This window comes from Turicibacter sp. KK003, assembly GCF_037014675.1.
Lineage (GTDB): Bacteria > Bacillota_I > Bacilli_A > MOL361 > Turicibacteraceae > Turicibacter > Turicibacter faecis.
Window position 1 is genome coordinate 2,088,491 of the sequence record NZ_CP142738.1, and the last position, 23,934, is coordinate 2,112,424.

General features: G+C 36.4%; 20 protein-coding genes. 4 read left to right on the forward strand and 16 right to left on the reverse strand.

The features are described from left to right. Positions 1 to 6: 6 nt before the first annotated feature. The 6 genes from VXM77_RS10190 to VXM77_RS10215 all read right to left on the reverse strand — a co-directional run bounded on the left by VXM77_RS10190 (position 7) and on the right by VXM77_RS10215 (position 8,464). Positions 7 to 708, reverse strand: a complete 702-nt coding sequence (locus tag VXM77_RS10190) for a DNA alkylation repair protein (RefSeq protein ID WP_338506270.1) — start codon at positions 706 to 708, stop codon at positions 7 to 9. Between the two features lie 11 nt (positions 709 to 719). Beyond that, positions 720 to 1,355, reverse strand: a complete 636-nt coding sequence (locus tag VXM77_RS10195; protein ID WP_262953834.1) for a pentapeptide repeat-containing protein — start codon at positions 1,353 to 1,355, stop codon at positions 720 to 722. Between the two features lie 145 nt (positions 1,356 to 1,500). After that, positions 1,501 to 2,178 carry a hypothetical protein gene (locus VXM77_RS10200; protein WP_262951097.1) on the reverse strand — a complete coding sequence of 226 codons (678 nt, stop codon included), beginning with the start codon at positions 2,176 to 2,178 and terminating at the stop codon, positions 1,501 to 1,503. A 738-nt stretch (positions 2,179 to 2,916) separates the two neighbouring features. Then, positions 2,917 to 6,159, reverse strand: a complete 3,243-nt coding sequence (locus VXM77_RS10205; protein ID WP_202618747.1) for an ABC transporter permease — start codon at positions 6,157 to 6,159, stop codon at positions 2,917 to 2,919. Positions 6,160 to 6,161: 2 nt separating this feature from the next. Continuing rightward, the gene (locus VXM77_RS10210) at positions 6,162 to 6,866 is read right to left on the reverse strand and encodes an ABC transporter ATP-binding protein (protein ID WP_161831909.1); all 705 of its coding nucleotides are present in this window, start codon (positions 6,864 to 6,866) and stop codon (positions 6,162 to 6,164) included. A 1,004-nt stretch (positions 6,867 to 7,870) separates the two neighbouring features. Then, positions 7,871 to 8,464 carry a hypothetical protein gene (locus VXM77_RS10215; protein ID WP_338506273.1) on the reverse strand — a complete coding sequence of 198 codons (594 nt, stop codon included), beginning with the start codon at positions 8,462 to 8,464 and terminating at the stop codon, positions 7,871 to 7,873. A gap of 487 nt (positions 8,465 to 8,951) precedes the next feature. Here VXM77_RS10215 and VXM77_RS10220 point away from each other — a divergent pair, with 487 nt between their 5' ends. Next, a complete protein-coding gene (locus tag VXM77_RS10220; RefSeq protein ID WP_262951094.1) occupies positions 8,952 to 9,782 on the forward strand; it encodes an AraC family transcriptional regulator in 831 nt (276 codons plus the stop codon). Between the two features lie 51 nt (positions 9,783 to 9,833). On the opposite strand, the gene VXM77_RS10225 is transcribed toward VXM77_RS10220, so the two are convergent. Next, positions 9,834 to 10,481 (reverse strand): hypothetical protein, encoded by a 648-nt coding sequence (locus tag VXM77_RS10225; RefSeq protein WP_262951093.1) that lies wholly within the window; start codon positions 10,479 to 10,481, stop codon positions 9,834 to 9,836. Positions 10,482 to 10,960: 479 nt separating this feature from the next. After that, a complete protein-coding gene (locus tag VXM77_RS10230; protein ID WP_338506275.1) occupies positions 10,961 to 11,767 on the reverse strand; it encodes a DUF4037 domain-containing protein in 807 nt (268 codons plus the stop codon). Between the two features lie 71 nt (positions 11,768 to 11,838). Here VXM77_RS10230 and VXM77_RS10235 point away from each other — a divergent pair, with 71 nt between their 5' ends. Further along, complete coding sequence (locus VXM77_RS10235; RefSeq protein ID WP_262951090.1) at positions 11,839 to 12,402, forward strand: 5-formyltetrahydrofolate cyclo-ligase; 564 nt, start codon at positions 11,839 to 11,841, stop codon at positions 12,400 to 12,402. A 16-nt stretch (positions 12,403 to 12,418) separates the two neighbouring features. On the opposite strand, the gene VXM77_RS10240 is transcribed toward VXM77_RS10235, so the two are convergent. The 5 genes from VXM77_RS10240 to VXM77_RS10260 form a co-directional block, all read right to left on the reverse strand. Next, entirely contained in the window at positions 12,419 to 13,216 is a 798-nt protein-coding gene (locus VXM77_RS10240) for an AAC(3) family N-acetyltransferase (RefSeq protein WP_338506277.1), read from the reverse strand. A 462-nt stretch (positions 13,217 to 13,678) separates the two neighbouring features. Further along, a complete protein-coding gene (locus tag VXM77_RS10245) occupies positions 13,679 to 14,149 on the reverse strand; it encodes a hypothetical protein (RefSeq protein WP_161831902.1) in 471 nt (156 codons plus the stop codon). Positions 14,150 to 14,926: 777 nt separating this feature from the next. Beyond that, positions 14,927 to 15,307 carry a desulfoferrodoxin family protein gene (locus tag VXM77_RS10250; protein WP_161831901.1) on the reverse strand — a complete coding sequence of 127 codons (381 nt, stop codon included), beginning with the start codon at positions 15,305 to 15,307 and terminating at the stop codon, positions 14,927 to 14,929. 236 nt (positions 15,308 to 15,543) lie between these two features. Beyond that, a complete protein-coding gene (locus VXM77_RS10255) occupies positions 15,544 to 16,896 on the reverse strand; it encodes an MATE family efflux transporter (RefSeq protein WP_237658920.1) in 1,353 nt (450 codons plus the stop codon). Between the two features lie 90 nt (positions 16,897 to 16,986). Next, positions 16,987 to 18,312, reverse strand: a complete 1,326-nt coding sequence (locus VXM77_RS10260; RefSeq protein WP_338506280.1) for an FAD-binding oxidoreductase — start codon at positions 18,310 to 18,312, stop codon at positions 16,987 to 16,989. Positions 18,313 to 18,462: 150 nt separating this feature from the next. Between VXM77_RS10260 and VXM77_RS10265 the strand changes: the two genes are divergently transcribed. Further along, positions 18,463 to 19,344, forward strand: a complete 882-nt coding sequence (locus VXM77_RS10265) for an AraC family transcriptional regulator (RefSeq protein ID WP_161831899.1) — start codon at positions 18,463 to 18,465, stop codon at positions 19,342 to 19,344. Positions 19,345 to 19,394: 50 nt separating this feature from the next. Here VXM77_RS10265 and VXM77_RS10270 read toward each other — a convergent pair whose 3' ends face one another. The 3 genes from VXM77_RS10270 to VXM77_RS10280 form a co-directional block, all read right to left on the reverse strand. Beyond that, positions 19,395 to 21,626: an alpha-galactosidase gene (locus tag VXM77_RS10270; RefSeq protein ID WP_161831898.1), complete on the reverse strand. Its 2,232-nt coding sequence runs from the start codon at positions 21,624 to 21,626 to the stop codon at positions 19,395 to 19,397. Between the two features lie 525 nt (positions 21,627 to 22,151). Next, the gene (locus VXM77_RS10275) at positions 22,152 to 22,739 is read right to left on the reverse strand and encodes a hypothetical protein (protein WP_161831853.1); all 588 of its coding nucleotides are present in this window, start codon (positions 22,737 to 22,739) and stop codon (positions 22,152 to 22,154) included. Between the two features lie 337 nt (positions 22,740 to 23,076). Continuing rightward, positions 23,077 to 23,454, reverse strand: a complete 378-nt coding sequence (locus tag VXM77_RS10280; protein ID WP_161831852.1) for a VOC family protein — start codon at positions 23,452 to 23,454, stop codon at positions 23,077 to 23,079. A 209-nt stretch (positions 23,455 to 23,663) separates the two neighbouring features. Here VXM77_RS10280 and VXM77_RS10285 point away from each other — a divergent pair, with 209 nt between their 5' ends. Further along, positions 23,664 to 23,924 carry a hypothetical protein gene (locus tag VXM77_RS10285; RefSeq protein WP_161831851.1) on the forward strand — a complete coding sequence of 87 codons (261 nt, stop codon included), beginning with the start codon at positions 23,664 to 23,666 and terminating at the stop codon, positions 23,922 to 23,924. Positions 23,925 to 23,934 lie beyond the last annotated feature (10 nt).

Sequence of the window (23,934 nt, forward strand, 5' to 3'; positions counted from 1 at the left end):
TTCCCACTAAGAAGGGGGCGCTGTTTTTTCATTTCGTTTCATCTGCTTCATCAATGCCCGGGTATCGGGATCAGTTTTTAAAGATTCCCTAATTTTTTGGAGCGCCTTATTATAAGTAAAGGTATCAAGTGTTGTCTTTTGTAAATACCTTAACGTTAGCTGTGGATAATTCACATAACAAACAGAAATCGCCCAGGCAATCGCCATCCGCACATAATAGCCGGAATGCATCGTTTCTTCAAGCAACCCAAGCACCTGCTCCACATAACGATTATTCACATAATAATTCAAGAGCATCACGACGCCAAAACGGACTTCAAATTCATTCGTCGATTTTAAATACGCCGTGACTTCAGACCAAAAATACTCTGGATGACACCCCACCACCTTCAATCCTGAACAAAAACTATCGCACACTGACCAGTTATCAATCAATGGAACAAATTCTTTGATGTAGTAAAGGTGGCGCTCAAGAGGAAGATTCTTCAGGTAACCAATGACCATCCCTCTTAACATCACTTCCTCAAAGTAAACCGTCTCACGCTCTGATAAAAAAGAAGTAGCTCCCTCTTTCACAATCCTTTGTGCCATTTTCCTTAAGTAGGGTAGCCTCACCCCTAGAATATGAGGTGTCCCCGGTAATAAACGTGAGGCGAAGACCTGATAATCAGGCTCTGCTAGCTTTAAAAGTTCAGCCCTTATATTCATTAATCACCCTCCTAAACAATTTTAAGACCTAGCAAGCTGGCTAGTGCGACCGCCTGCTCGCTTGAAACGGTCAATCCTCTTAAGTTTTCAACTGGAACGATGATCTGTTGAATATCACAACTTGAAAAGTCGAGGGTTGCTAACGATGTATTTATAAATTCACTTTCTGCTAATTGGCATTCTTCATAGCTTACCTTCTTATACTGGCATTCATTAAAACTGTTGTTTTTCATTTGATTATTTATAAAGTTAACAAATTTAAATTTACTGTAGGAAAAATTAGCATATTGCATCGTATTCTCCAAAAAAGTAGTATGCCAAATACTACAATTCGATAAGTCACTCCCTGTTAATCGACAATTTTTAAATTCACAGCGATGGATACTTCCATCCATTAATTTTAGATGAGAGAGCTCGCAATTTTCAAAGACGGTATCCGTTAGATCCATTCGGTCAAATTGACACGGTTCGAAGTGAACATTTTTAAAATGACATTTGCTAATATAAAGGCGATCCATCAGTTGAGATGAAATCGTCACATTTTCAAATAACATTCCTTGAATAAAAGAGTCTTCTCTAATAAGTAACTCAAAACATTGTTCAGGTTTCAACAATGGGGATAATTTCGGTTTTTCTATTTTTTGCATTTTCTATCGCACCCTATTTCAAATTTACTACTATCATATCACGATTTCTTCTTCTCTGTCTTCCTAAAAAAAGCCATCTACAGCGAACTAAACTCATGCTTAGTTCGCTGTAGATGGCCTTTAACCCACTCCCTATCTCTTATTCCTACATTTTAGAGAAATTAATTAACCGTTGACTTTTAATAATGGGTGCCTCCTGAGTTAATTCAATGACCGTTTGAATCATTCCTAACACATCTGAAGGATGAGCCCCGATAATTCGCTGTTGAATTTGTAAGCTATAATATTTTTCATACGGTTGTTTCACCGGATATAGCGTATATAATGTAGTAATCATTGGCTGAATTAAGTCTTTTCTCACACCCGCATAAGGTGTCATTGGGCCACGACTATCAATCATAAACGTTTGTCCTGTCGCCGGGCAAGTGACTCCAATCATTCCATTCATATTAATATATCCAGCTTGACACGTCAATTTTTTAGCTAGATCCTCTTCATCTAGTAGAAGTTTTAATCTGTTATCCTCCAACGTGTATAAACGAACAATCACCGCATCATTCTCGCCGCCTGTTCGCCCTGTAATTAAAATTTGATTTTGATTCATCTTTAAAAAATCGCCGAGAAACAACTGTAAATCGTACCCTATAAGATCTAATTGAAACTTTAATTTTCGATCATCCATATAATGAATTAATAATTCGACTTGCTGAATATAGGGTTGATTCGGACTATACGGTGTTCCAAAAAGAACGACTTTTTCACAATTATAATCTCCATCGATATCACCAAATTGAATACTAAGAACTGCTTGATCAAGTTGCATACTCCTGATTCCTCCCCTCATCTCTTTAAACTATATGTCCATCAAAGAAAAACATGATTAGGCAATAAAAATCTTCTAAAACTAAAACCCGTTAAATACAAAAAAGGAGCAGGTAAGCCGTTTATTTCAACGAATGATCCATGATTTTTACAAAATACTCCGCTTTATTCCCGAGTCATGAATCAATCGGTCTTTTCTTAGCAAAAAAAAGATGGGCCCTTTCCCAATAATAGCCCATCTGAATATAAATTAAACGATTTTCAAACTAGTCAACTCACCGTCTATCTCCCAATCGAACAGAATTTTACACCTTAAGAAACAACCCGAATGACTGGATACATATGAACTAAAGACCGAATCTAGCGACGATAAAACGCTCTAACAATTAAACCTTTTATCATCACCTATCTTTTAGCTCCCCCTTATAAAAGACACCTTCTTTATCCATCTTTTCACGATAGAGGCCCTATAGACTGATAACCTTTACCCCCATAAAGGTTCTTTAACAATTAAAAAACTCCCAATAATTAAATGATATGCATGATAAACTCACGACAGACACTTCCCACCTATAGAGTTAAATCCAATAACTAAGACTTTATCTCTCATCAACTCTATACATTGATTATAGCGAAGTCTATCCAAGAATTCGAGTGCGCAAAGGTATACAACAAACAAGAATCCCCTTTCTTTTATACAAAATCCCTCTCTCTTTTTTTAGAGAGAGGGATTTTCAAATTAGTCCACTGATTTTAATGATTCCACCATTTCGACGTTTTTTAACTTATAGTACATGGCAAAATTCACAATTACAGCAAAGAGAATGGTTAATCCCGCTGCGTATAAATAACTAGTTCCCGCAATTTGACGACCAAACATCATCATGTCTACCTCAACTGTCGTCATAACAAATAAATGTAATAACACTCCTAATCCAAGCCCAACAAGTGTTCCAATTAACGTTAAAATAATATTTTCTCGATAAATATAGGCTGATACTTCCTGATCGTAAAAGCCAAGTACTTTAATCGTTGCAATCTCACGCATACGCTCCGAAATATTTACATTCGTTAAGTTATATAACACAACAAATGCTAAAGCACCCGCGGAAATAATTAATAAAATAATAACATAGTTTAAATTCGTTAACATGTCATCAAAGTTATCTTTTAAAGCCGAAACAAAGCTCACCCCACTAATCTCATCACGTGCCATCAATTCACTAGCAACTTGAGACTTCGTCTTCGAATCAGACAAATCAGAAGAAACGAGTAATTGATTAGGCTCTACTTCTCGTCCAAATAACTTTTGATACAATGACTTTGATAAATAAATATAGTGAGAAATGTAGTTTTCTGTAATTCCTACTATACTAACCTGGGCCTGCTCTCCCTTCGAATTCTCAACCGTCACCTGGTCACCCACCTTAACCTTTAACTGTTTGGCTGCCTTTTCAGTTAAGATCGCCCCCTGATCTGTGAGTTGAAGTTCTTCGTTAGTCAAGCGATTTTGGAAATGAATCACATCCCCTAAGCTCTCTAAATCATCTGGGATAAATAACGTCAGTTCCTTCTGCTCATCATTTGCCATCACTTTACCATTTTCGGTCGTTGTCAATAAAGTAGCACCGAATGTTTCCTCATGAGACAACGCATCTTTAAACATATGACGATCCGTATTTGTTACCATTCGATCAAAAGAAATCGTCATATCATATAAAAATAAAGTATTGAATTGTTTATCCACAATCGTACGAATGGAGTCTTTTAACCCAAATCCGGTTAAGAGTAATGCCGTACATCCCGCAATCCCAAATACAGTCATAAAAAATCGTTTCTTATAACGGAAAATATTACGGACAGTCACTTTGGCAATAAAGCTTAATCGATTCCAAATAAATGGAATTCGTTCTAGTAAAATTCGTTTTCCTTCTTTTGGGGCCTTCGGTCTCATTAAAAGTGAAGGGGTCTCGACTAATTCTGCACTAAGTGCAAAATAAGCAGATAAGGTCGTCACAGAAACGGCAATAACAACCGCCAATAAAATGAGCGGCCAACTAAATACAATAATCGGTTGAGGTAAAATATACATCATCGAATACGCATTTACAACAACACTTGGAAACACGAGATTACCTACAGCCACACCTAGTATACTTCCAATCATACTAGCAAGTCCGGCATAAATCAAAAATTTAGAGGCAATTTGATATTTCCCATACCCAAGTGCTTTCAATGTTCCGATATTCATTCGCTGCTCATCTACCATCCGTGTCATGGTTGTTAGGCAAACAAGGGCAGCTACCATGAAGAAGAAAACCGGGAAAACTTGTGAAATCGCGTTAATACTATCGGATGCCCCTTGATAATCAACAAATGAATAATGTTTATTTCGATCGAGAATCAACCATTTAGGATGCGATATTTCATCAATTTGTTCTTGAGCCTTTGCTAGTTGCTCCTCGACCTTTTTGAATTCTTCTTCTGCCTCTTTCTTACCTTCCTCATATTGCTGTTTTCCCTCATTATATTCTATTTCACCTTGTTGCAGCTGACGTCTAGCTTCGTCAAACTTCTCCTGAGCTGTTTTTATTTGAAAATCTAACTGAGTTTTTTGCTGGTTTAACGCTTCTTTCGCTTGTATTAACCCTTGCTTTGCCTCAATTAATTGTTGTTCACCGTCAATAAGTTCCTGTTCCTTTTTAGCAAGTTCTTCTCTTCCAGTCTGTAGTTGTTCATTCGCCTGTTGATATTGAGCTTCAAGCTTTGTTAACTCTTCCTTTGTTGCCACCTTTTCTTCTTCAGATAACAACGGTCCATTCAATAATTCCTTTAATCCATCAATGGCTTCAGCTAATTGACTAACCTTAGTTGTTGCTTGATTCATTTCTTGTTTAGCTAATTCAATTTGCTCCCAGGATGACGCTTTTATAGCGTAAAATTGTTGATATTTCTCATCAAATACTTTTTGTTGATCAGTGAGTTCTGTTTCGGCCTGATTTAACTGTTGTTTGGCCTGATTGATGGTCGTTTGAAAGGCAGACTCTTGTTGTGTCAACTCATTTTTACCCGAGGTAATGGTTTGTTGTGCCTCCTCTAACTGGGCGGCAGCCTGTTGTAACTCGCCTTCAACCTTTTTCCGTTGAGCGTCATACTCTTCCTTCCCTTTGTTCAATTCCTCCGTTGCAGCCTGCACAACTTCATCATAGCGTACTTGCGTGCGTTGGTGAGCTACCTCTTCTATCGACGAAACGAGGGGATTTAACGCCTCTTGATATTTTTGACTAAAGGTATCTAAATCTCTGACCCCTTCCGCGGTTAAAAAGATTTCGGTATATATTTCTGACTTAAAATCTTCTTGTGGAATCATCACAAAGCTAGAAATCTGACCACTACCGATAGTTGAACTTCCCTTATCAAATGATAGGTAATACGGCGTTTGTACAATTCCAACAACTGTGTATTCTACCGTGTGAAGTTGATCACTAAGCGGGGTGTCGGTTCCAGACTCAAGGGTTAACTTAGAACCAATTTTAATTTGATCCATATAAGCACCTTGCTCAATCACAACTTCACCTGATTTTTGTGGGAGGCGCCCTTCAATGACTTTCACGCGATTAAGATAATTTTTATTTTCATCACTTAAATCTTTAGGCAATGCGTGCAGCTTAAGGACTAATTCACGATTATGATACGTCGTTAAAACATCTTGTGAATAAGTCGGAAAAATTCCCTCAATTCCATCGAGCTTTCGAAGGGCCTCAACATCATCTTCGGTAAAGCCCAATGTGGAAACAAGACGTAAATCCATCATATGATAATCGTCATAGTATTGATCCACAGTCTTTTCCATTGAAAGAGGCGCCGACTTGATTCCAACAAAAAAGGCTACCCCTAACGCACAAATCATTAAAATTGAAAAAAAGCGTCCAAATGATTTTTTGATATCTCGAAATGTGTCTTTTGTTAAACTTTTCGCCATCGTTACCACTCAATCCTTTCAACAGGAATCGGGTTCTCATTGATTTCAATACTCGCAACTCGACCATTACGAACATGGATTACTTTATCTCCCATCGGGGCAATCGCAAGATTATGAGTAATCATGACGACCGTCATTCCCATTTGTCGACACGTATCTTGTAATAACTTTAAAATAGCCTTCCCTGTATTGTAGTCAAGTGCTCCCGTTGGTTCATCACAAAGGAGTAGCTTCGGATTTTTGGCTAACGCCCGTGCAATCGCAACTCGTTGTTGTTCCCCACCCGATAATTGAGCTGGAAAGTTATTTTTACGATGGGAAAGACCGACCGCCTCCAATACTTCATGAATATCTAATGGATTTTCACAAATCTGCGTTGCTAGTTCAACATTTTCAAGGGCTGTTAAGTTTTGAACAAGATTATAAAATTGAAACACAAACCCTATATCGTGGCGACGATACGTAATTAATTGCTTATTGGTGTAATGGGTAATTTCTTTCCCCCCAACAAAGATTTCACCACTGCTTGCAGTATCCATCCCCCCTAATATATTCAAAACTGTACTTTTCCCGGCCCCACTCGCACCTGCGATGACGACGAACTCACCTTTATCAATCGAAAAATTGACGCCACTTAATGCCTCAATCTCCACTTCACCCATTTTATAGATCTTTTTTACCTCTTTAAACGTGATATACTCCTTCACACACCGTCACTCCTTTTATAGTTACAATTCACTAGTTAGACCGTCACCTACATGCCTTGAATCCGCCCTATCTCTCCCCGGTTTCTTCATTATCCTATCGATAAAATAAACAAGATTTCACCGTTAGGAAAAGAAGATAAGTTGTTTGGTTTCTATAAGGGAAAGACCCACTATAAAGGGAATCAAATCTTTGGGAATGTATTCAGTTATTATAAGTTATAACTAAATAAACTGCCTTTCACCTTTGATTATCCACACTTTCCAACCTATCGTGATACCGAGTAAAACGGACGAAATTCAACATAAAACCATTTATTTAGATCCATCGTAGAACCATTATTTTAACTTATAATTATCTTTAATTATGCGTGAGTTCCTATAAAGATACAAGACTTAAATCTAAATTTATTTAATCCCTACATCTATTTTTTTCATTTTTTCTCTTGCATTATTTCAAGAAGGATGTTATGCTATTAAAGCAACCCCTTGCGTTAAGACAAGGAATGTTTCGAGGTTTAGGGAAAGAACAATTTCCATGTACTGTTCTTGATGTGTTGTTAACATTATCGTCGGAAATGATAATGACGAAGCATTCACAAAAAGAAAGTAATTACCACATAAGTTAATTACGAGCGCTTTTTCATAAATAGAGCTCAGATTGCAAACGTAAATGATAAACAATAGATTATCACAGAAACCAATATGACGGCTAATTTCCGAATAACAGACGGAAAACGCGGCCACTAGGCTCTGTTTATTTTTCTTGTTTAAACGCACCACGCGTTTTATAGGAAGAAGGCCTGTAAAACCTTTGGGGTTATTAAACACCAAAGGAGGATATAAAAATGAAACAAATTCAAATGTTAAAAGACGCGGTTAAAGGTTTAGTTATTGGAACTGCCTTATTTTACATCACACCGCCGTTCATTGAAATGATTGCAACACTAACTTCTGTTAGATAAAACATCAGTTATAAATGAAAACAGCCCAGATGGGCTGTTTTTTTATTGTTCTAAATGATCATTCGGATGGACGATATCGTCAACGAATTCTTTTGTTTTATTTACCACTTTTTTTGAGGCATGCTCAATTTTCTCGCCCACGTTTTCTAGACCATCTTTCGCTTCATGTAAAACGTGTTCTGTTGCATGAGCGACATGTTTGGCTCCTTTAGCGATATGATGAGCGACATCTTCAGCAACATCCTCAGCACCATTCACCACTTTTTTAGCCCCATGAGCCACGTCTTCAGCCGCATCTTTAACACCATGGGCTGCTTTATGCGCCATTTTACTTGCACCATGGGCCACATCTTCAGCTACATCTTCAACGCCGTGCATGACTTTTTTAGCTCCACATGCGACATCTTCAGCCATATCTTTAACACCATAAGCTGCTTTATGCGCCATTTTACTTGCACCATGGGCCACATCTTCGGCTACATCGTCCACGCCATGCATGACTTTTTTAGCCCCGTGTTCTACGTCGGCCGCTAAATCTTTCACTTCGTGGGCCACTTTATGTGCGACGTGTTTTGCCCCAGTTGCCACTTCCTCAGCAAACTCTTCTTGATCGGGAGTACGATTACAATTAGACATTTGAACTACCTCCTCTAACGAAATTGGTTTCATAAACGGAAACCACTATTAGTATTCTCAAATCCTCTTTAAAATACGCAAATTTATATTTTTTTCGACGGGGCAGCGCAAATTTTACAACTTTTAAATCAAAAAAATTTGTTCAACGTGCAACCTATATAAATAATCGTTATATCCATCTTTTTATAAGTCATCTAACGATTAATCTCTTTGACCAAATTCATTTAAATTCTCCATCATAGACTAATAGGGCTAATTAACATTCTCATAAGAATAAATCTAACAAGTTAACTTTTCATCTTTTATAATTAAGTTTCCCTTTGCATCAACCTTTCAAACATTTCTCACTTTTTATTCCTACCACCCTAGTTCCCACCTATTTTCAAATAAACGCCTATTTGCATTCTTTTTGATATATTCAAACGCTTTCATTTTGTGTTATAATAAGAATAAATCTAGTCTTTTTCGGGGGAGGAAGCATTTCATTGTGTCACATTTAAGTCTTGAAGTTAATTATAAACATTTCCGTGATTTATATCTATGTTTTTGTGGAATACACCAGTGCGAGTCTTCTCATTCGTTTGGACCAGCTATCCGCTCTAACTATTTATTACATTTTGTAATGGATGGAAAGGGGCGTTATTACTCAAAAGATCAATGCTATGAGATCACTAAAAATCAATGTTTTCTCATTCGTCCTGACGAACTTACCTTTTACCAGGCTGACCCGGTCCAACCATGGACTTATGTTTGGATTGGGTTTGATGGAGAAATGGCAAAAAAATATTTAGAGGCTGCGGGATTTTCCGACCAACAATTAGTCTTACACTACGAGCATTGTGAAGAGTTACAAAATTATGTCACCGAAATGCTCAACTACAACAGTCTTACACAGGCAAATGAATTAAAATACCAAGGATTACTTTACTTATGTTTAGCAAAATTAGCGGAATCAGCTCCAAACAATCTATCTAAACAGGCTAAAAACGAAAACCATTACATTAACCAGGCCATTGCCTTTATTCAAAATAACTATGCCAATTCTATTAAAGTTAGTGATGTATCCCACTATCTTTGTCTCAATCGAACCTATTTGACTGCCTTATTTCAAAAGCATGTTGGCATGTCTGTTCAACAATTCCTGATCCAATTTCGAATGACAAAGGCCGCACAGTTGTTAACTGAAACCGACTTATCCGTCTCGGATATCGCCCGATCCTGTGGATACCAAGATCCACTTGCGTTTTCAAAGTCTTTTAAAAAGATTCACTGTGTCTCACCTACTGAATTCCGTCTCATAAAAAAACAAGACGTCTAACTCGTCTTGTTTTTTTATGAAAGGAACTTTTTAGAAAAGAATGTTAAGTGTCTAATTCAGACTTTCATTTACATTAGACATTTTCATCTCCCTGTTCATCGGTAATATACGAGGGTTAAAAAAGATAGCGTTAATTTGATTCACAAGTGGGCCTAATAAAAAGGTTAATAAAAGAGTTCCCACCCCAATTGGACCGTTTAATAGTAAAGCAATCCCAATCGCGGTTAAATCAACGACCAACTTTGCTGTTCCGATTCTAAGGTGATAGACTTCATGAAGAGAAACTGTAATATCATCATTCGGATTAGCCGGTAGCTTCGGTTTTAGGTAAATAGCGAGTCCAAAGGCAATACAGATAAGGGCGCTAAAAAACACAAAAAGTTGCATTAAAAACGACTGAATAGAAATTGTCTCCACAACGCTAACCCATCCTTCAGTAAAAACAGCCATTAAAAAGGCTGCTATTAATGGTTTTAATCGAGGCTTCTGTCGACGAATCAATGCAGATATTAAAATAGCCACTCCAGCCATCCCAACAATAATAACCGATAAATTTAAACCTGTTCGCTTAGCCAATGCAAAATTGATCGAATCTAATGATCCTGTTCCAAGTCCTGCCCTAGAACTCAGTGCCACACCTAACGTTAGTAATAAAATCCCCCCGATATATTCTATATAATCTACTTTTGCTCGTTTCATGCCAACCCCTCTTTCTTCAAAATGATCTACTGTCATTATAGGGGTTAGAGAAAAAAACGTACATTTCAAAAACTCAGATTGATATGGTTAGATGTCTGTTTTTTCCTATTATCCAACGAGTTATACCTAGCCACTCTCCTATATCCCTTCAGCCAATCCATTTAAATTAAGTTGTTCCCCTCTTATTATCGCCCTCTTAAGTCATATCTGCCATAATACCGTTCAAGGCAGCCTATCATATAACTAAAAGCATTAAAGGTTTTTAAAAATTATCCGGACCTTTATAGGACAAAACAGATGTCACAGTTAAAAGAATCTAGTTGTATAATTCTTATCATAAAGCAACTAAAATAAAAAGAGAGCACCAGAAAACGTTACTCTTTTCTCACAATTTCAACATAGTAAAACTACTTAAGACGTCCTACATATTTTCACTTAAAAGGGTAATTTTCTAAGAGGTGGTTCCGAGCTTTTAAAAGTTATGAAATAAATCCTTTCCCCTTTAATAGAATCTCTAATTCGTCAACTAATAAGTTTAATGTCTGTAAAAGGCATTGGTCATCTACGCCGATACTTTTAATTATCGTCTGAACATATTGAGTTGTATGAGGTGGATAAATTACGCATATTGACTCTGTGATTGATAAGAGACGTTTCTCACCTGGATGAAGAACACCATTTATCGCAAAGATAATATCGTAATAACTTGCTAAAAAGGCTGTTACCCGATGATTGATACTATTTAAATCACCACGTGAGATCGCCTTTTCAATTTGGTGATAGTAAGAAGAAAAGGCGTTCCTTAAAATCGGATAATTTTTATCTACAATCGCCTGTTTGAGAGATCTTGGATAAACGTGCTGATACTTTTTCCTTAAATGTTTGAGTTCTTGATTTCTATCATAAAGTACTTCGGCATTTAAAACATTGTAAACAAAACACGTAGTATATCCCGTTTGAGCCTGGACATCTTCCATCACACTAGCTAAGTTTTGACGAATCTCCTCTAAATCAAAAAAACAAATATCGATATCGATTAACGAATCACGGGTTATAAATTCATCCGAACTTCCAAAAAACTCGTTTCCAATCTCCATACAATCTGAAAACCTTGATGCAATTTCTCGCCTCTTCGCAATCGGAATGGCTCTGGTCACAAACAAATCCAAATCAATATCAGATTGGGAATCATTTCTCCCTGACGCTCGGGACCCTGCAAGCGTGATTGCTTCTACCTCATCTAATTTCATGTATTCGGATACAAGCTTCTCTATGATTAACTCCATTTTATCCCCTCCCCTTTAACCATATGACTAACAAAACTTGGTCATGAATATTCTTTATACGAGGTGATTATATGAATCCTAAACAACAAATCCGACAAGATATACTTAATAAACGACGTCAATTGGACGAATCAATCATCAACCACCACAGCACCCTCATTTCTCGCCGTGTCTGTCAATCCCCCCTCTTCCAACAGGCCTCTACCCTCTTTATCTATCTTAATTATCAAAATGAGGTTAAAACAATCCCCATTATACAAGAAGCCCTTCGGTTAAATAAGACAGTGGCCATTCCTAAAATTATTAACCATTCCATGGAATTTTATAAAATTAACTCCCTTGAAGAAGTGGCACGTGGAACCTTTAATATTTTAGAGCCGACAACAACTGAGCGTGTTACCGATAAAAAAGGAGTAATGATTATGCCCGGTGTTGCATTTGATAGATGTTGTCATCGTATTGGATATGGAAAAGGATTTTACGATCGCTACCTCAAAAATTTCCCTGAACTTATTACCATTGCACTCGCTTATGAATGTCAAATGGTCGATTCAATCGCATCTGAACCTCACGATATTTGTCCCCAATATATCTTTACAGAATGCCAGATCTATACAAAAAGGAGTGAGACATAAACGGTCTCACTCCTTTTTATTTCGCCTTTAAATAATCCGTAGCAAAATCAATTAATGTGCGGTAATCTACTAATTTACACGTTGTTTTCCCAATTTCAAAAACTGGCACCTCATGGTTTGCTGCCTCATAGGCCGCACCGATTTCATTAAAAACAGTTGAATCAAAGGCTAAATCCTCAAACTCAGCTAACTTTGCTTCTCCCTCTCGATTCACAATAGCCTCATGCATTTTCTTTGGTCGACAATCTGCATAGTATTCAGCCAAATGGAGAGCTGTTAATTGATTATAATCAATTCCTAAACACAATACCTTTGCATCTTGTGCATACAACTTTTGTACGGGAGATTGCTCACCGAACATCGAACCTAATTGATGACCTGACATAAACCAAGCCGCTTTACGACCTGAAGCTAAATATGAGGCTACCGGATGAGCACTTCGGTAAACCCGAGGCATACGGGCAAATGCTTCTGCCACTTCACCTGATAAAATAGGTGACAGACTTTCATTATACGCAGGCGTATGCTTCACCATTAATTCCTTCCACTTCTTTGGCAATGCTTCATCAAAAAAGGTTGGACATGATTGGTGAATAGAATGAGCAGGCATAACGATTGTCGTAAGATACCCTGTCACTTCATAAATGGCCTCAACAATGGTCTGAGCCCCACCAATAATATAATCAAATGCCTCCAAGTTTGCATATACCACCAATAAATCTAAATCAGCAAGTTTTAATTTTTTTAGTTGCTTTACCACATCTGCTTTAGTTATTGGTGTTGTCGTACTCTTTTTTACTCCTGTTAATTCCATGATGCTTCCCCTTCCAATCCATGATAACCAATCGTTATCATCTTCATTTCTCTTCTCTAACTGATATAATAAGTTACCCTAATACCCCACATTATAACTTACTATATTTATTTTATCTAAGCACATTATACAGGAAAAGTGCCTAGCTGCTTACAAGAAAAAATACCCATCCATCTAGAAAACATAAGATTTTACCACCTATTTCTATTTATAGTTTTATCCTACCAATTTAGAAAATGATTCATCCTAAATTTCTGCAAAAAAAGAAAAGATTGTTCACTTATTCGCACAGCTATGTCGTTTTATATATACTTTTGTAAAATCTATATTTTTTATCATTAGGGGCGTGTTTAACCTAAGTTTTCTATAAAGAAAAACATTCTTATCCTAAACATTAGATTAGAGAATGATTAATGAAAGGGGAGTTAGACAACTTTCAAGAATGCCCCCCATACTTCCCTTTCATTGAATTTTTTCGTTTTCGGAGCTTTCTTTTGAATTTTTACGATGATTCTCTCTCCATTTTTTTACTGAGTGTTTCCAATGATTTGCTCTTTTAAGGGTCGCCCATACCGTTTTATAATTGATCTGTCTATATAAGGCAGGTTTTATCCATGCCTCGTTGGCCATTGAAACAAGCTGTGGAAGATCGGCCCCTAATCTTACGGATGTCATCGTGTTCTCCTTTACTCCAATAATAGAAGTCGCAGGTAAACGATTGACCATCAATGCTGCATGGGGTCGAGACGATTGGCAATTCGGCTCTTTGATGACTGTCCATTCCTTTTCAACTGTCCACTTTGATTGATTCAAAGGATTTTGATCGGAATTATCCGTTAAATCTATAACCTCATGCCCTTCATCTTGAAAATAAGAAATAATTTTTTCTTTTAATTCTGTACTTGCCTGATTACAATTTAATCCAATTTTCATAAATTAATGTTACTGAAAACTAATCGTACATTAAACATCCTACTCGTTCATTTCGTCTACAGACGAAGTGACTCCGTTGAAAGTCTATCGCGACAGATTGCTAACTTTTATCCAATTCGTGTTCTAGTAACATCTTCCTCCCTTCTTATCCGTTTCATCTTGAAAATAAGAAATAATTTTTTCTTTTAATTCTGTACTTGCCTGATTACAATTTAATCCAATTTTCATAAATTAATGTTACTGAAAACTAATCGTACATTAAACATCCTACTCGTTCATTTCGTCTACAGACGAAGTGACTCCGTTGAAAGTCTATCGCGACAGATTGCTAACTTTTATCCAATTCGTGTTCTAGTAACATCTTCCTCCCTTCTTATCCGTTTCATCTTGGCAACTCACCTATTTGTGTGTCATCACCCTTTTTTCTATTGCTTGAACTCGTATACTATCCAATCACTTTTCTATTATCGAGTCATATCTTAGTATAGCTGTATTATAAACAACTTATTATTCGTTCAAACATCCCGCTGATTTTTTAAGTTCCTACCAAAGAATAATCAGCCTAAAAAGTGGCTAATCCTTAATAAGATAATTTCCCTAAAAGGGTTAATTCACGTGTTAAATATTTTTGTATGATTCAAACCTTCTCTCTCCCTATCCCCCCCTTATTCGTAATTCATCGAGAGCTTTCATTCGAAAGGCGGTAATTCTCCAAATGATTATCTCATCAAACAAAAAAAAAGAGCCGGATATTACCGACTCTCTCATCTTTATAAATTAAGCAGTGATTGTTGCTTTCCAAATTCCGTGTAAGTTACACCAAGCGTAAACTTCAACTTCCCCTTTAAAGTTTCCTAATGGGAATACAGCTTCTGGTTTTTCAGTTGCTTTAATTGAACGACGTAATACTAAATCTCCAGCTTTAACAGCTACGAATGGAATCCAATGTTTTTCGATACTTGGGTGTTCTACCTCACCCACACATACTTTTAATTCTCCATTTTCAATTGATAAAACTGGCATATGTTTTTCAATTGCAGCTTCTGTTGAGTTAGGTACTAATTCTTCCATTGGTTTTCCATCACAAGTTAATGGTGCTTGTTGACCTTCAACAACTTCGATTACTGTTTGTTTTTCTGGGCAAATATAAAATTTCATCCTAGAGTCCTCCATTCAATTTTGAATATCTAAATATACTCATATTATAACCATTAATAGTTCCAACATCAACGATAACGCACTTTATTTTTCCCCTCTTATCACTATACCTCAATATCCAGCAATTTACTTTCATTTCCGACAAATCCTCATCTATCTATCCGATGAGGATTCAACCTTTTTATAAAAAAAAAGAAATCCCATTCTCCTAAACTGGATGAGGGATTTCTTTCATTTTAATCTAACGTTGCTACCGGATGCTCAGACTGTAGTTTTGGAATGATTCTAAAGTATGACCAAATTAACCATACAGTTGCACCAATCCAAGCTAACGGACTCGCTAAACAAACCCCTTGATACCCGAGTAGCCCTGGCAAAGTAAAAGCAACAATCGTACGCATAATTAACTCCATAACTCCTGCGAACATGGGAACAACAGTATTTCCAAGACCTTGAAGCGCAAAGCGATATAAAAATAGGAGCCCTAAAACGGGATAAAAAATAGCAGTAATCTTTAAATACTCCATGGAAATAGGTAAAGCCTCGACATTTTCTGCGGGAATAAACAATTGAACAATATAACTCCCTAGAAAAATAACAATAACACTTGATAAAGCATTTGTTAGGATTGTAATCCATGTACTTTGTCGGACCCCTTGACGTACACGATCAATACGTCGTGCTCCTAGGTTTTGGGCCGCATAGGTTGCCATCGTCATCCCAATTGCAATTCCCGGTTGAACCACTAGCTGTTCTACTTTCGTCGCTGCTGTAAAAGCTGCTACAGTCGTTGAACCAAAACTATTCACTGCCACTTGTAAAATCATCACTCCAATCGCTGTGATCGCGTATTGAAGTGCCATTGGTAACGACACATACATTAACTCTTTAACTAACATCGGATCATACTTAAAATGTTCTTTCTTGAGGGTCAAGATATCGAACTTTTTAATCATATAGAAATAGCATAATAATCCCGAAAGCCCCTGTGAAACAACCGTCGCAATTGCCGCTCCCGCGACACCCATTTTAAAATTAATAATCAACACTAAATCTAAAATAATATTTGTAATTGAAGCTAAAATTAAAAAATATAGTGGCGTTTTACTATCCCCAAATGCACGCAATAAAGACGCCAATAAATTATAAACAATAATTGAAACTAATCCTCCAAAGAAAATCGTCACATAAGAAGTTGCATCTTCTAAAATATCAACGGGTGTATTCATTAATTGAAGAACCGGTTTAGCAAGTAATACACAAATCACTGTTAAAACAACCGTCGCAATCGCTGATAGGTAAATTGAGGTTGCCGTTGCCTTTTTAATTCCAAGCTCGTCATTGGCCCCATAGCGTTGAGAAACAATCACTGAAAACCCATGCGTTAATCCATTTACAAAACCTTGAACTAAAAAAATAACGCCTCCCGTTGCCCCAACAGCTGCTAATGCCCCAACGCCAACAAATTGACCAACAATGGCTGTATCGACCATACTATAGAACTGTTGAAACAAATTACCAATTAAAATAGGAATAGTAAAAGCCAAAATTAATTTGGCCGGACTTCCTTTCGTCATATCTGTCATCATTCATCACTCTCTTCTAAAAAAATCTATCTCATTTTATCAATCGCTACTTTAACTGTCAATGTTTAAAAGACATTAAAAAGATTTTATCCTCTATCCACGAATACTTTGCTCAAAATTAAAAAGATGATCGGAATCATAGGTTCTTTTCACCCTTTGAAGTCGCGCTAAGTTATCTCCATAATATTCTTTTTCATAGTTCTCACCTTGCTCTATTGGGAAGTTAATAAATGATCCCTTAGTGTATGTACGAAGTGTAGAAAAACGCTCCTGAACAAAAAGAATATTCTCTTCTTTATATTTCCTATCTTCAAACACCGATTGAAACCCAATAATAAATCTAGCATCTCGATAATAAAAGGCAGTTGCAGAACCTAAGATATCTGAAATGGCGCCCCCTAATCCATACAGTGTTAGTGCGGTATAAACAGATCCCTGTGCCCGCTCCTCCATTAAATTCAACATGTTTATGAACTCATCCCTTGTATAATCGCGCATGACAAATCGACCACCTGAACAATACATTTCAAAGTCTGGGTGACTATCTTGAATTTCACGATTAGCCTCTAATACACTCATCTCTCTCAAATCAAATAGAGGAGCAGATGAAAATTCACTTAATAACATCGCCGCTTCTTCTTTTTGCCCGTAAAATAAACCTGTAAGTTTAACACCTCTTCCTTTTCCATCACTATGGTACATCGCCATTTTTAAATTCATTCGACGGTCCAATCCATGAAAAAGTGTTTGGTATATTAAAGCCACCTCGGCCACTTTTTCAAAATCTTGGTGTGGATAATCAATATTGATAAGCGTCGCTATTGCTCTTTTTTGTGAGAGGCGATAGGTTAAAGAGGTAACAACTCCAAAGTTTCCACCACCGCCTCCTCGAAGAGCAAAAAACAATTCAGCATGTTGTTTTTGATTCACTGTGAGTACTTCTCCACTAGCAATCACAATTTCTGCTTCAATTAACGAATCACACCCTAACCCCAACAATCGACTAGAATATCCCCATCCACCACCTAATGTATACCCCGCAACACCGACGGTCGGACACCCCCCACCAGCAAACGCATATCCTGCCTGACAAACTTTTTCATACAATTCCCGATTGCGAACTCCCCCCTGAACAGTGACTGACTGATCAGTTAATACAATCTTATCCATTCGACTTACATCGATTACCACTACTCCATCTCCCGTTGAATATCCTGCATAATGATGAGTTCCTGATCGCACGCGAAAAGGGAGTCGTTTCTCTCTCACATAATGAATAGCAAAAACAACATCTTCAGTTTGCTGACAATAAATAATCATAGATGGATGTTTATCGATTGCACGGTTCCAAGATAAACAACACGTTTCATAATTAGGGCTTTCTTTGGTTACAATTAATCCATTTAATTGAGCGTTCATTTTTAAGTACCTCTCACCTTTGAATTCAATCTTATTATTTCCACTATCATATCATAATTTTATTTTTTTCTACAAATTCTACGATATCGTTTCAATAAGTTTTGCGTTATAATCTAAATAAAGAAATCTTAGTAACCGTAAGGAGCTTGTATGACGCAACAGTATTCATTTTTAAAATTCAAGGATCCAACATTTGAAGATTTCCACCTCCTATATTGTGGGCGCCAGAATTGTCCGTCTGGTTATAGTTTCGGCCCAGCCGTACGACCAAACTACCTGATTCATTATGTGATTAAAGGAAAAGGATATTATTATGTAAACGATCGAAAATATACGATTGAAGCAAGGCAAGGTTTTTTAATTCGCCCCGGAGAATTAACCTTTTATCAAGCCGATGAAACCGATCCTTGGACGTATTTATGGATTGGATTTAATGGGAGTAAGGCAAAAACTTATTTAAAGTATGGAGGAATGGGAGAAACAGACTATACATTTGGATGCCAAGAATCTGAACAACTGACTCAGTACCTTGAGCAAATGCTTGAGCACGATACATGGGGACACTATCATGAACTCTCGTTGCAAGGTATTCTCTTTTTATTCTTTGCGACGTTAGCGAAATCGGCAGAACTTCCCTATGAGGAAGATGTTGAAACAGATAATCTTTATATTAGCAAGGCAGTCGAGTATATTCAAAAAAACTATCAAAACCCTATTTTAGTGACCGATATTGCCAATTACGTTTCATTAAGTCGTACCTATTTAACGACCCTATTCCAACAAACACTTCATCTTTCCCCGCAACAATTTTTAATGAAATTTAGAATTACAAAGGCATCGGAACTTCTTATTAATTCGGAACTTGCCGTCCATACCATCGCTAACTCGTGTGGCTACAATGATCCACTGGCTTTTTCCAAAGCTTTTAAGAAAATAACAGGGTTAAGTCCCTTAAATTACCGTAAGGCTAATACTCAAAACCACTATAAACGGGATAGCGACCCCCACCAACATGAAAAAGGGAACGATTAAATCATTAGTCGTTCCCTTTTTTGTAGGCGTGTGCGAAATGTGTGGTGGCATTATTCTGCTTTTAATAAATAAATACGTGACTGATAATCACCATTTGTTCCATCGTATGGTGCTTTATTTTCTCCACATGAACCATCAGATGTAATCAATCCAGCATTCATGAGTTCATCCCCGTAATTAGTGGTCTCATTAATTGAAACCGTATATTTTAAATCTGGATTTAACCCCTGTAATTTAACGCGGCGGAATCCTACATTGACCTCATTTAACGGACGATAATATCCAACAAGTGCCGTTTTTTGATCTTGTGAAACAATCATCCAGCATGTTTCATTCCCCTCAAATGGGCTTAATAAGCGATAGAATGTTCCATTAAAAATGGTCTCACGGTATTCTTTAAAGAAGGCAACTTGCTGCTTCACTTCATTCTTTTCTGCCTCTGTTAATTTATTTAAGTCAAGCTCATAACCAAATGTTCCAAAATACGCGACATTGGCACGTGTTGATAGCGGCGCATTACGATATAACTGATGATTAGGAATAGCTGAGACATGTGAACCCATACTACTAATCGGATAAACCATTGATGTTCCATATTGGATTTTTAAACGTTCCACAGCATCTGTATCATCACTTGTCCATGTTTGTGGTGCGTAATATAACATTCCTGGGTCAAAACGTGATCCCCCACTCGCACATGATTCAAATAAAATTTCTGGGAATTCAGTCGTTAAACGATCATATAAGTCGTAAACCCCTAAAATATATTTATGGAATACTTTTCCTTGATCTTTAGCTGATGCAACTGCTGAGAAACATTCTGTAATATTTCGATTCATATCCCATTTTACGTAAGAGATAGGCGCTTCTGATAATACTTTTGCCATTGCTTCATAAATGTAATCAACCACTTCCTTACGTGAGAAGTCTAAGACAAATTGATGGCGTCCATGACAAGCCCCACGATTTGGTGTTGTTAAAATCCAGTCAGGATGTGCGCGGTACAAATCACTGTTTTTATTTACCATTTCAGGTTCAAACCATAACCCAAACTTAATTCCAAGATCCGTTACACGATTCGCAAGTCCGGCGATTCCATTTGGCAACTTATCGAAGTTTTTAACGTACCAATCTCCTAAACCTACAGTATCATCTTCGCGGTTACCAAACCATCCATCATCCAATACAAATAATTCAATTCCTAATTCTTTAGCATCTTTAGCGATTGATACAATTTTATCTTCATTAAAATCAAAATACGTTGCTTCCCAGTTATTTACTAAAATTGGGCGTACGCGATCTCTCCAATATCCACGGCATAAGCGTGTACGATATAATTCATGGTACGTTTGACTCATTCCATTTAATCCATCTTCGCTATAAACCATAACAACTTCTGGTGTTTGGAACACGTCACCTTGTTTTAATACCCAATTAAAACGATTTGGATGTAATCCCATCATCACACGTGTCGTACCATAGGTATGAACCTCTGCCTGTGCTAAGAAGTTTCCACTATATACTAAACTAAATCCATACACTTCTCCACTATTTTCCGTCGTTTGCGGACGTTTTAATGCTAAAAATGGATTGTAATTTGAGCTACTAGCTCCACGCATACTATACACAGACTGAATTCCATGTTCTAATTTACGATTTTTTACATAGCGCTCTCTTGACCATGCTCCCGTTAATTCAACCATTTCATAGTTGTAATCTGGAAAATCAACTGCCATACTCATGGCATTTGTTAAGGTTACTTCCTCTTGTCCTAAATGTTTAAATGTCGCATGACGTGTAATAACCGGACGCTCTTCATAAATCGTATACGTTAAAACTAATTCTGTTTGAATTAACGCATCTTTTAATGTAATTTCTAATGTTGTTGCTTCTTCATCTGACTCAACATAAGTTGACGGCATCTTATCAATTAACGTTGGTTTTCCTTTATAAATTTGGTGTGAAACGTATTCGAACTCGGTAATATCACTACCATTTTGTTGTAAAATTTCATAAGCTGGATATTTGAAGTCCCCCGTTCCATAGCATGGATATTCTTGACGAATATGTTCTAATGAAAAACTCATATTTCCTTCAAATGTACACGCTGATAACGGACGCGGACGTTGTTCTAGCAAATGAGAAAACGATGCATTATGACGAATTTTCTTTCCATAGTATAATTGCCCCAATTGCCCATTCGGTAAAACAGTCATAATATAGCTAATTGCTTGATTATATAAGTGAAACTCTTTTGTTTGATCGTTAAATAAGATCGGCATTCTCTTCTCTCCTCGCTCTTATTGATTTTGAATATGTTTTCATTATAAACTTAAAAACGTTTTCTTTCTATGTTTAGATGTTATAGATATATGGTTAAATGTATGTTATTTAATCTCCCTTAACGAAGAAACAGCATCTATCCGATCAAAATAAAAAATCCAGTTACGAGAAGTAACTGGACCTGTCTTTTAAGGTTTTAATAATTATTTGAGGGGATAAATTTCTGTTAAAAAGCTTGGCAAGAAATTTATTGCAATATTTTTTGTCTTTTTTTAAGACAAATTTATTATATCGTACGTTTTTCTAAAACACAAATAATATGACTTTTATTTTTTAAAATTATGTTTTATTGTCACATCCTTCAAAAAAATGCCACCAACCACCCTTGTTAATACGCATCAACTTCTGTTTTCCCTTTCGAACAAAAACTTCTTTAATCATGCCCCCTATCTCATCCACTCATGCTATTTAAGAAAACTTAAAGAAGAGACTATTTTGCTTTAGCGAAATAGTCTCTTTTAATTTCAATTTGTTTCTCTTACTAAATGCTCAAACGAAATGACGTCTGACTGACTTCCAATCACTGCCTTAAATAATTCATCGCTATCTTCAAGAACCCAATCACTTCCTTGTTTGTGTAAGGTTACTTCAATTTGTTGGGTGATGTAATCCTTTTGAATATCTGGGTTATCAATAAGATTTACAAGCAAACTAACCTCTAAATCATCAATATGAGCGGATGCCTCAAGAACATCATCCTCAATCGGTTTAATCGTTTGTTCTACGACATTTGATTCATAATGTTGAAGCATATGATCTAAATTAACATTACTTACCTCGAGCGTCACAATTGCTTTATCATCATCAATCTGACTTTGTAATACTTTATAATTCATATTAGGTAATACCTTATTTAATAGGACGGTTTCAACCGCTGAATTCGTAGTTAATTTAACAGCGACATCATCCGTATTATATTGTAAATTTTTATAATCCTCTAGTAATTCTTTGACACTTTCCTGCGGACGATAATTTTGGTAAGAAACTGTAAATAGTACAAATAATAATGTTGGAACAATAATTGAACTCGCTAACCGAATCTTCTTTTCCACACCAACCAACCTCCTCAAGTATACATTATTAGAATGAACAACTTCTTTTTAAACATACCCTTCCTTTAAAATAATTCCTAAACATCCGTTTAAAAATTCCACCATCGACTAATCATCTATCTCTGTTTTCATTTTTTATACGATAGATAAAAAGAGATTTCTAAATTTATGAGCGTCACTAAATAATTAAACAATGGTGCGCTACAAAGTAAGCGTACATCTATCTAAACATATTGAAGTCGTAAAAGCTCACTCTGACCTATAGTTATTATAAGTCAAGTCATTCCAAATTATACAAAATTAAAAAAGGGGGGAATGGAACGCTCCATCACCCCTTTTATTGATCTTCACGAAGAAGATAGATATTGTGATCTTGATCTTCGAATGTAAACATTTTTCCGTAAGGCATGATTTGTAACTCGCCAACCTTTACCCCATTTGCTTGCAATTGTTGATAAGCACCCTCAATATCTGTTGTGCTTAAAATCACATTAGGGTGTAACACATTTGCCTTTGGATTCTGTTTTAGCATGAGTTCCTTTTCATAAATAACAAAAGAAGTTTTTTCTGCTTCTTTTGGGCGAACTTCCATCCATTTAAAGTGAGGTCCCATCGGTTGTTCATGACAAATGAATCCCATTTTTTCTGTCCAAAATTGTTTCGCCTCTTCTTGGTTATTTACATAAATTGTTACCTTTGCAATATAATTAACCACAGATTCATTCCTCCAACTCATTTATAATCCTTATTATTGTAACGTATTTTCTAATAATTAAACAATAAAACACATCACATTTAACCTGGAAAAAATTTTATCTTATTTAGACAAATAACATGAGCTTTTAATAACATCTTAACCGATGATGCATAAAATAAAGTATAGGTGTCGTTGATTTTTTAGGATGACTAAGGAGGAATTTTAATATGTTATCACCCGAACAACCGAATCATAATCAAGCTATTAATAATTTAATTGCGTCTATTGCTTTACAGGAATCTTTTTTCGTAGATACGATTTATACAGAAGCAAAGCGATTAACTGATATCGTTAACTCACAAGGGATAACCCCCGCTGAACTTTATACGTCTAAAAATTGTTTATCTGAACTTACCCATGCTATCACAGGACTTGAAAGAATATTACAAGCCAAAATTGAGTTTTTTGAATCCGAATTTTCAAAATAAAAACCTCCAT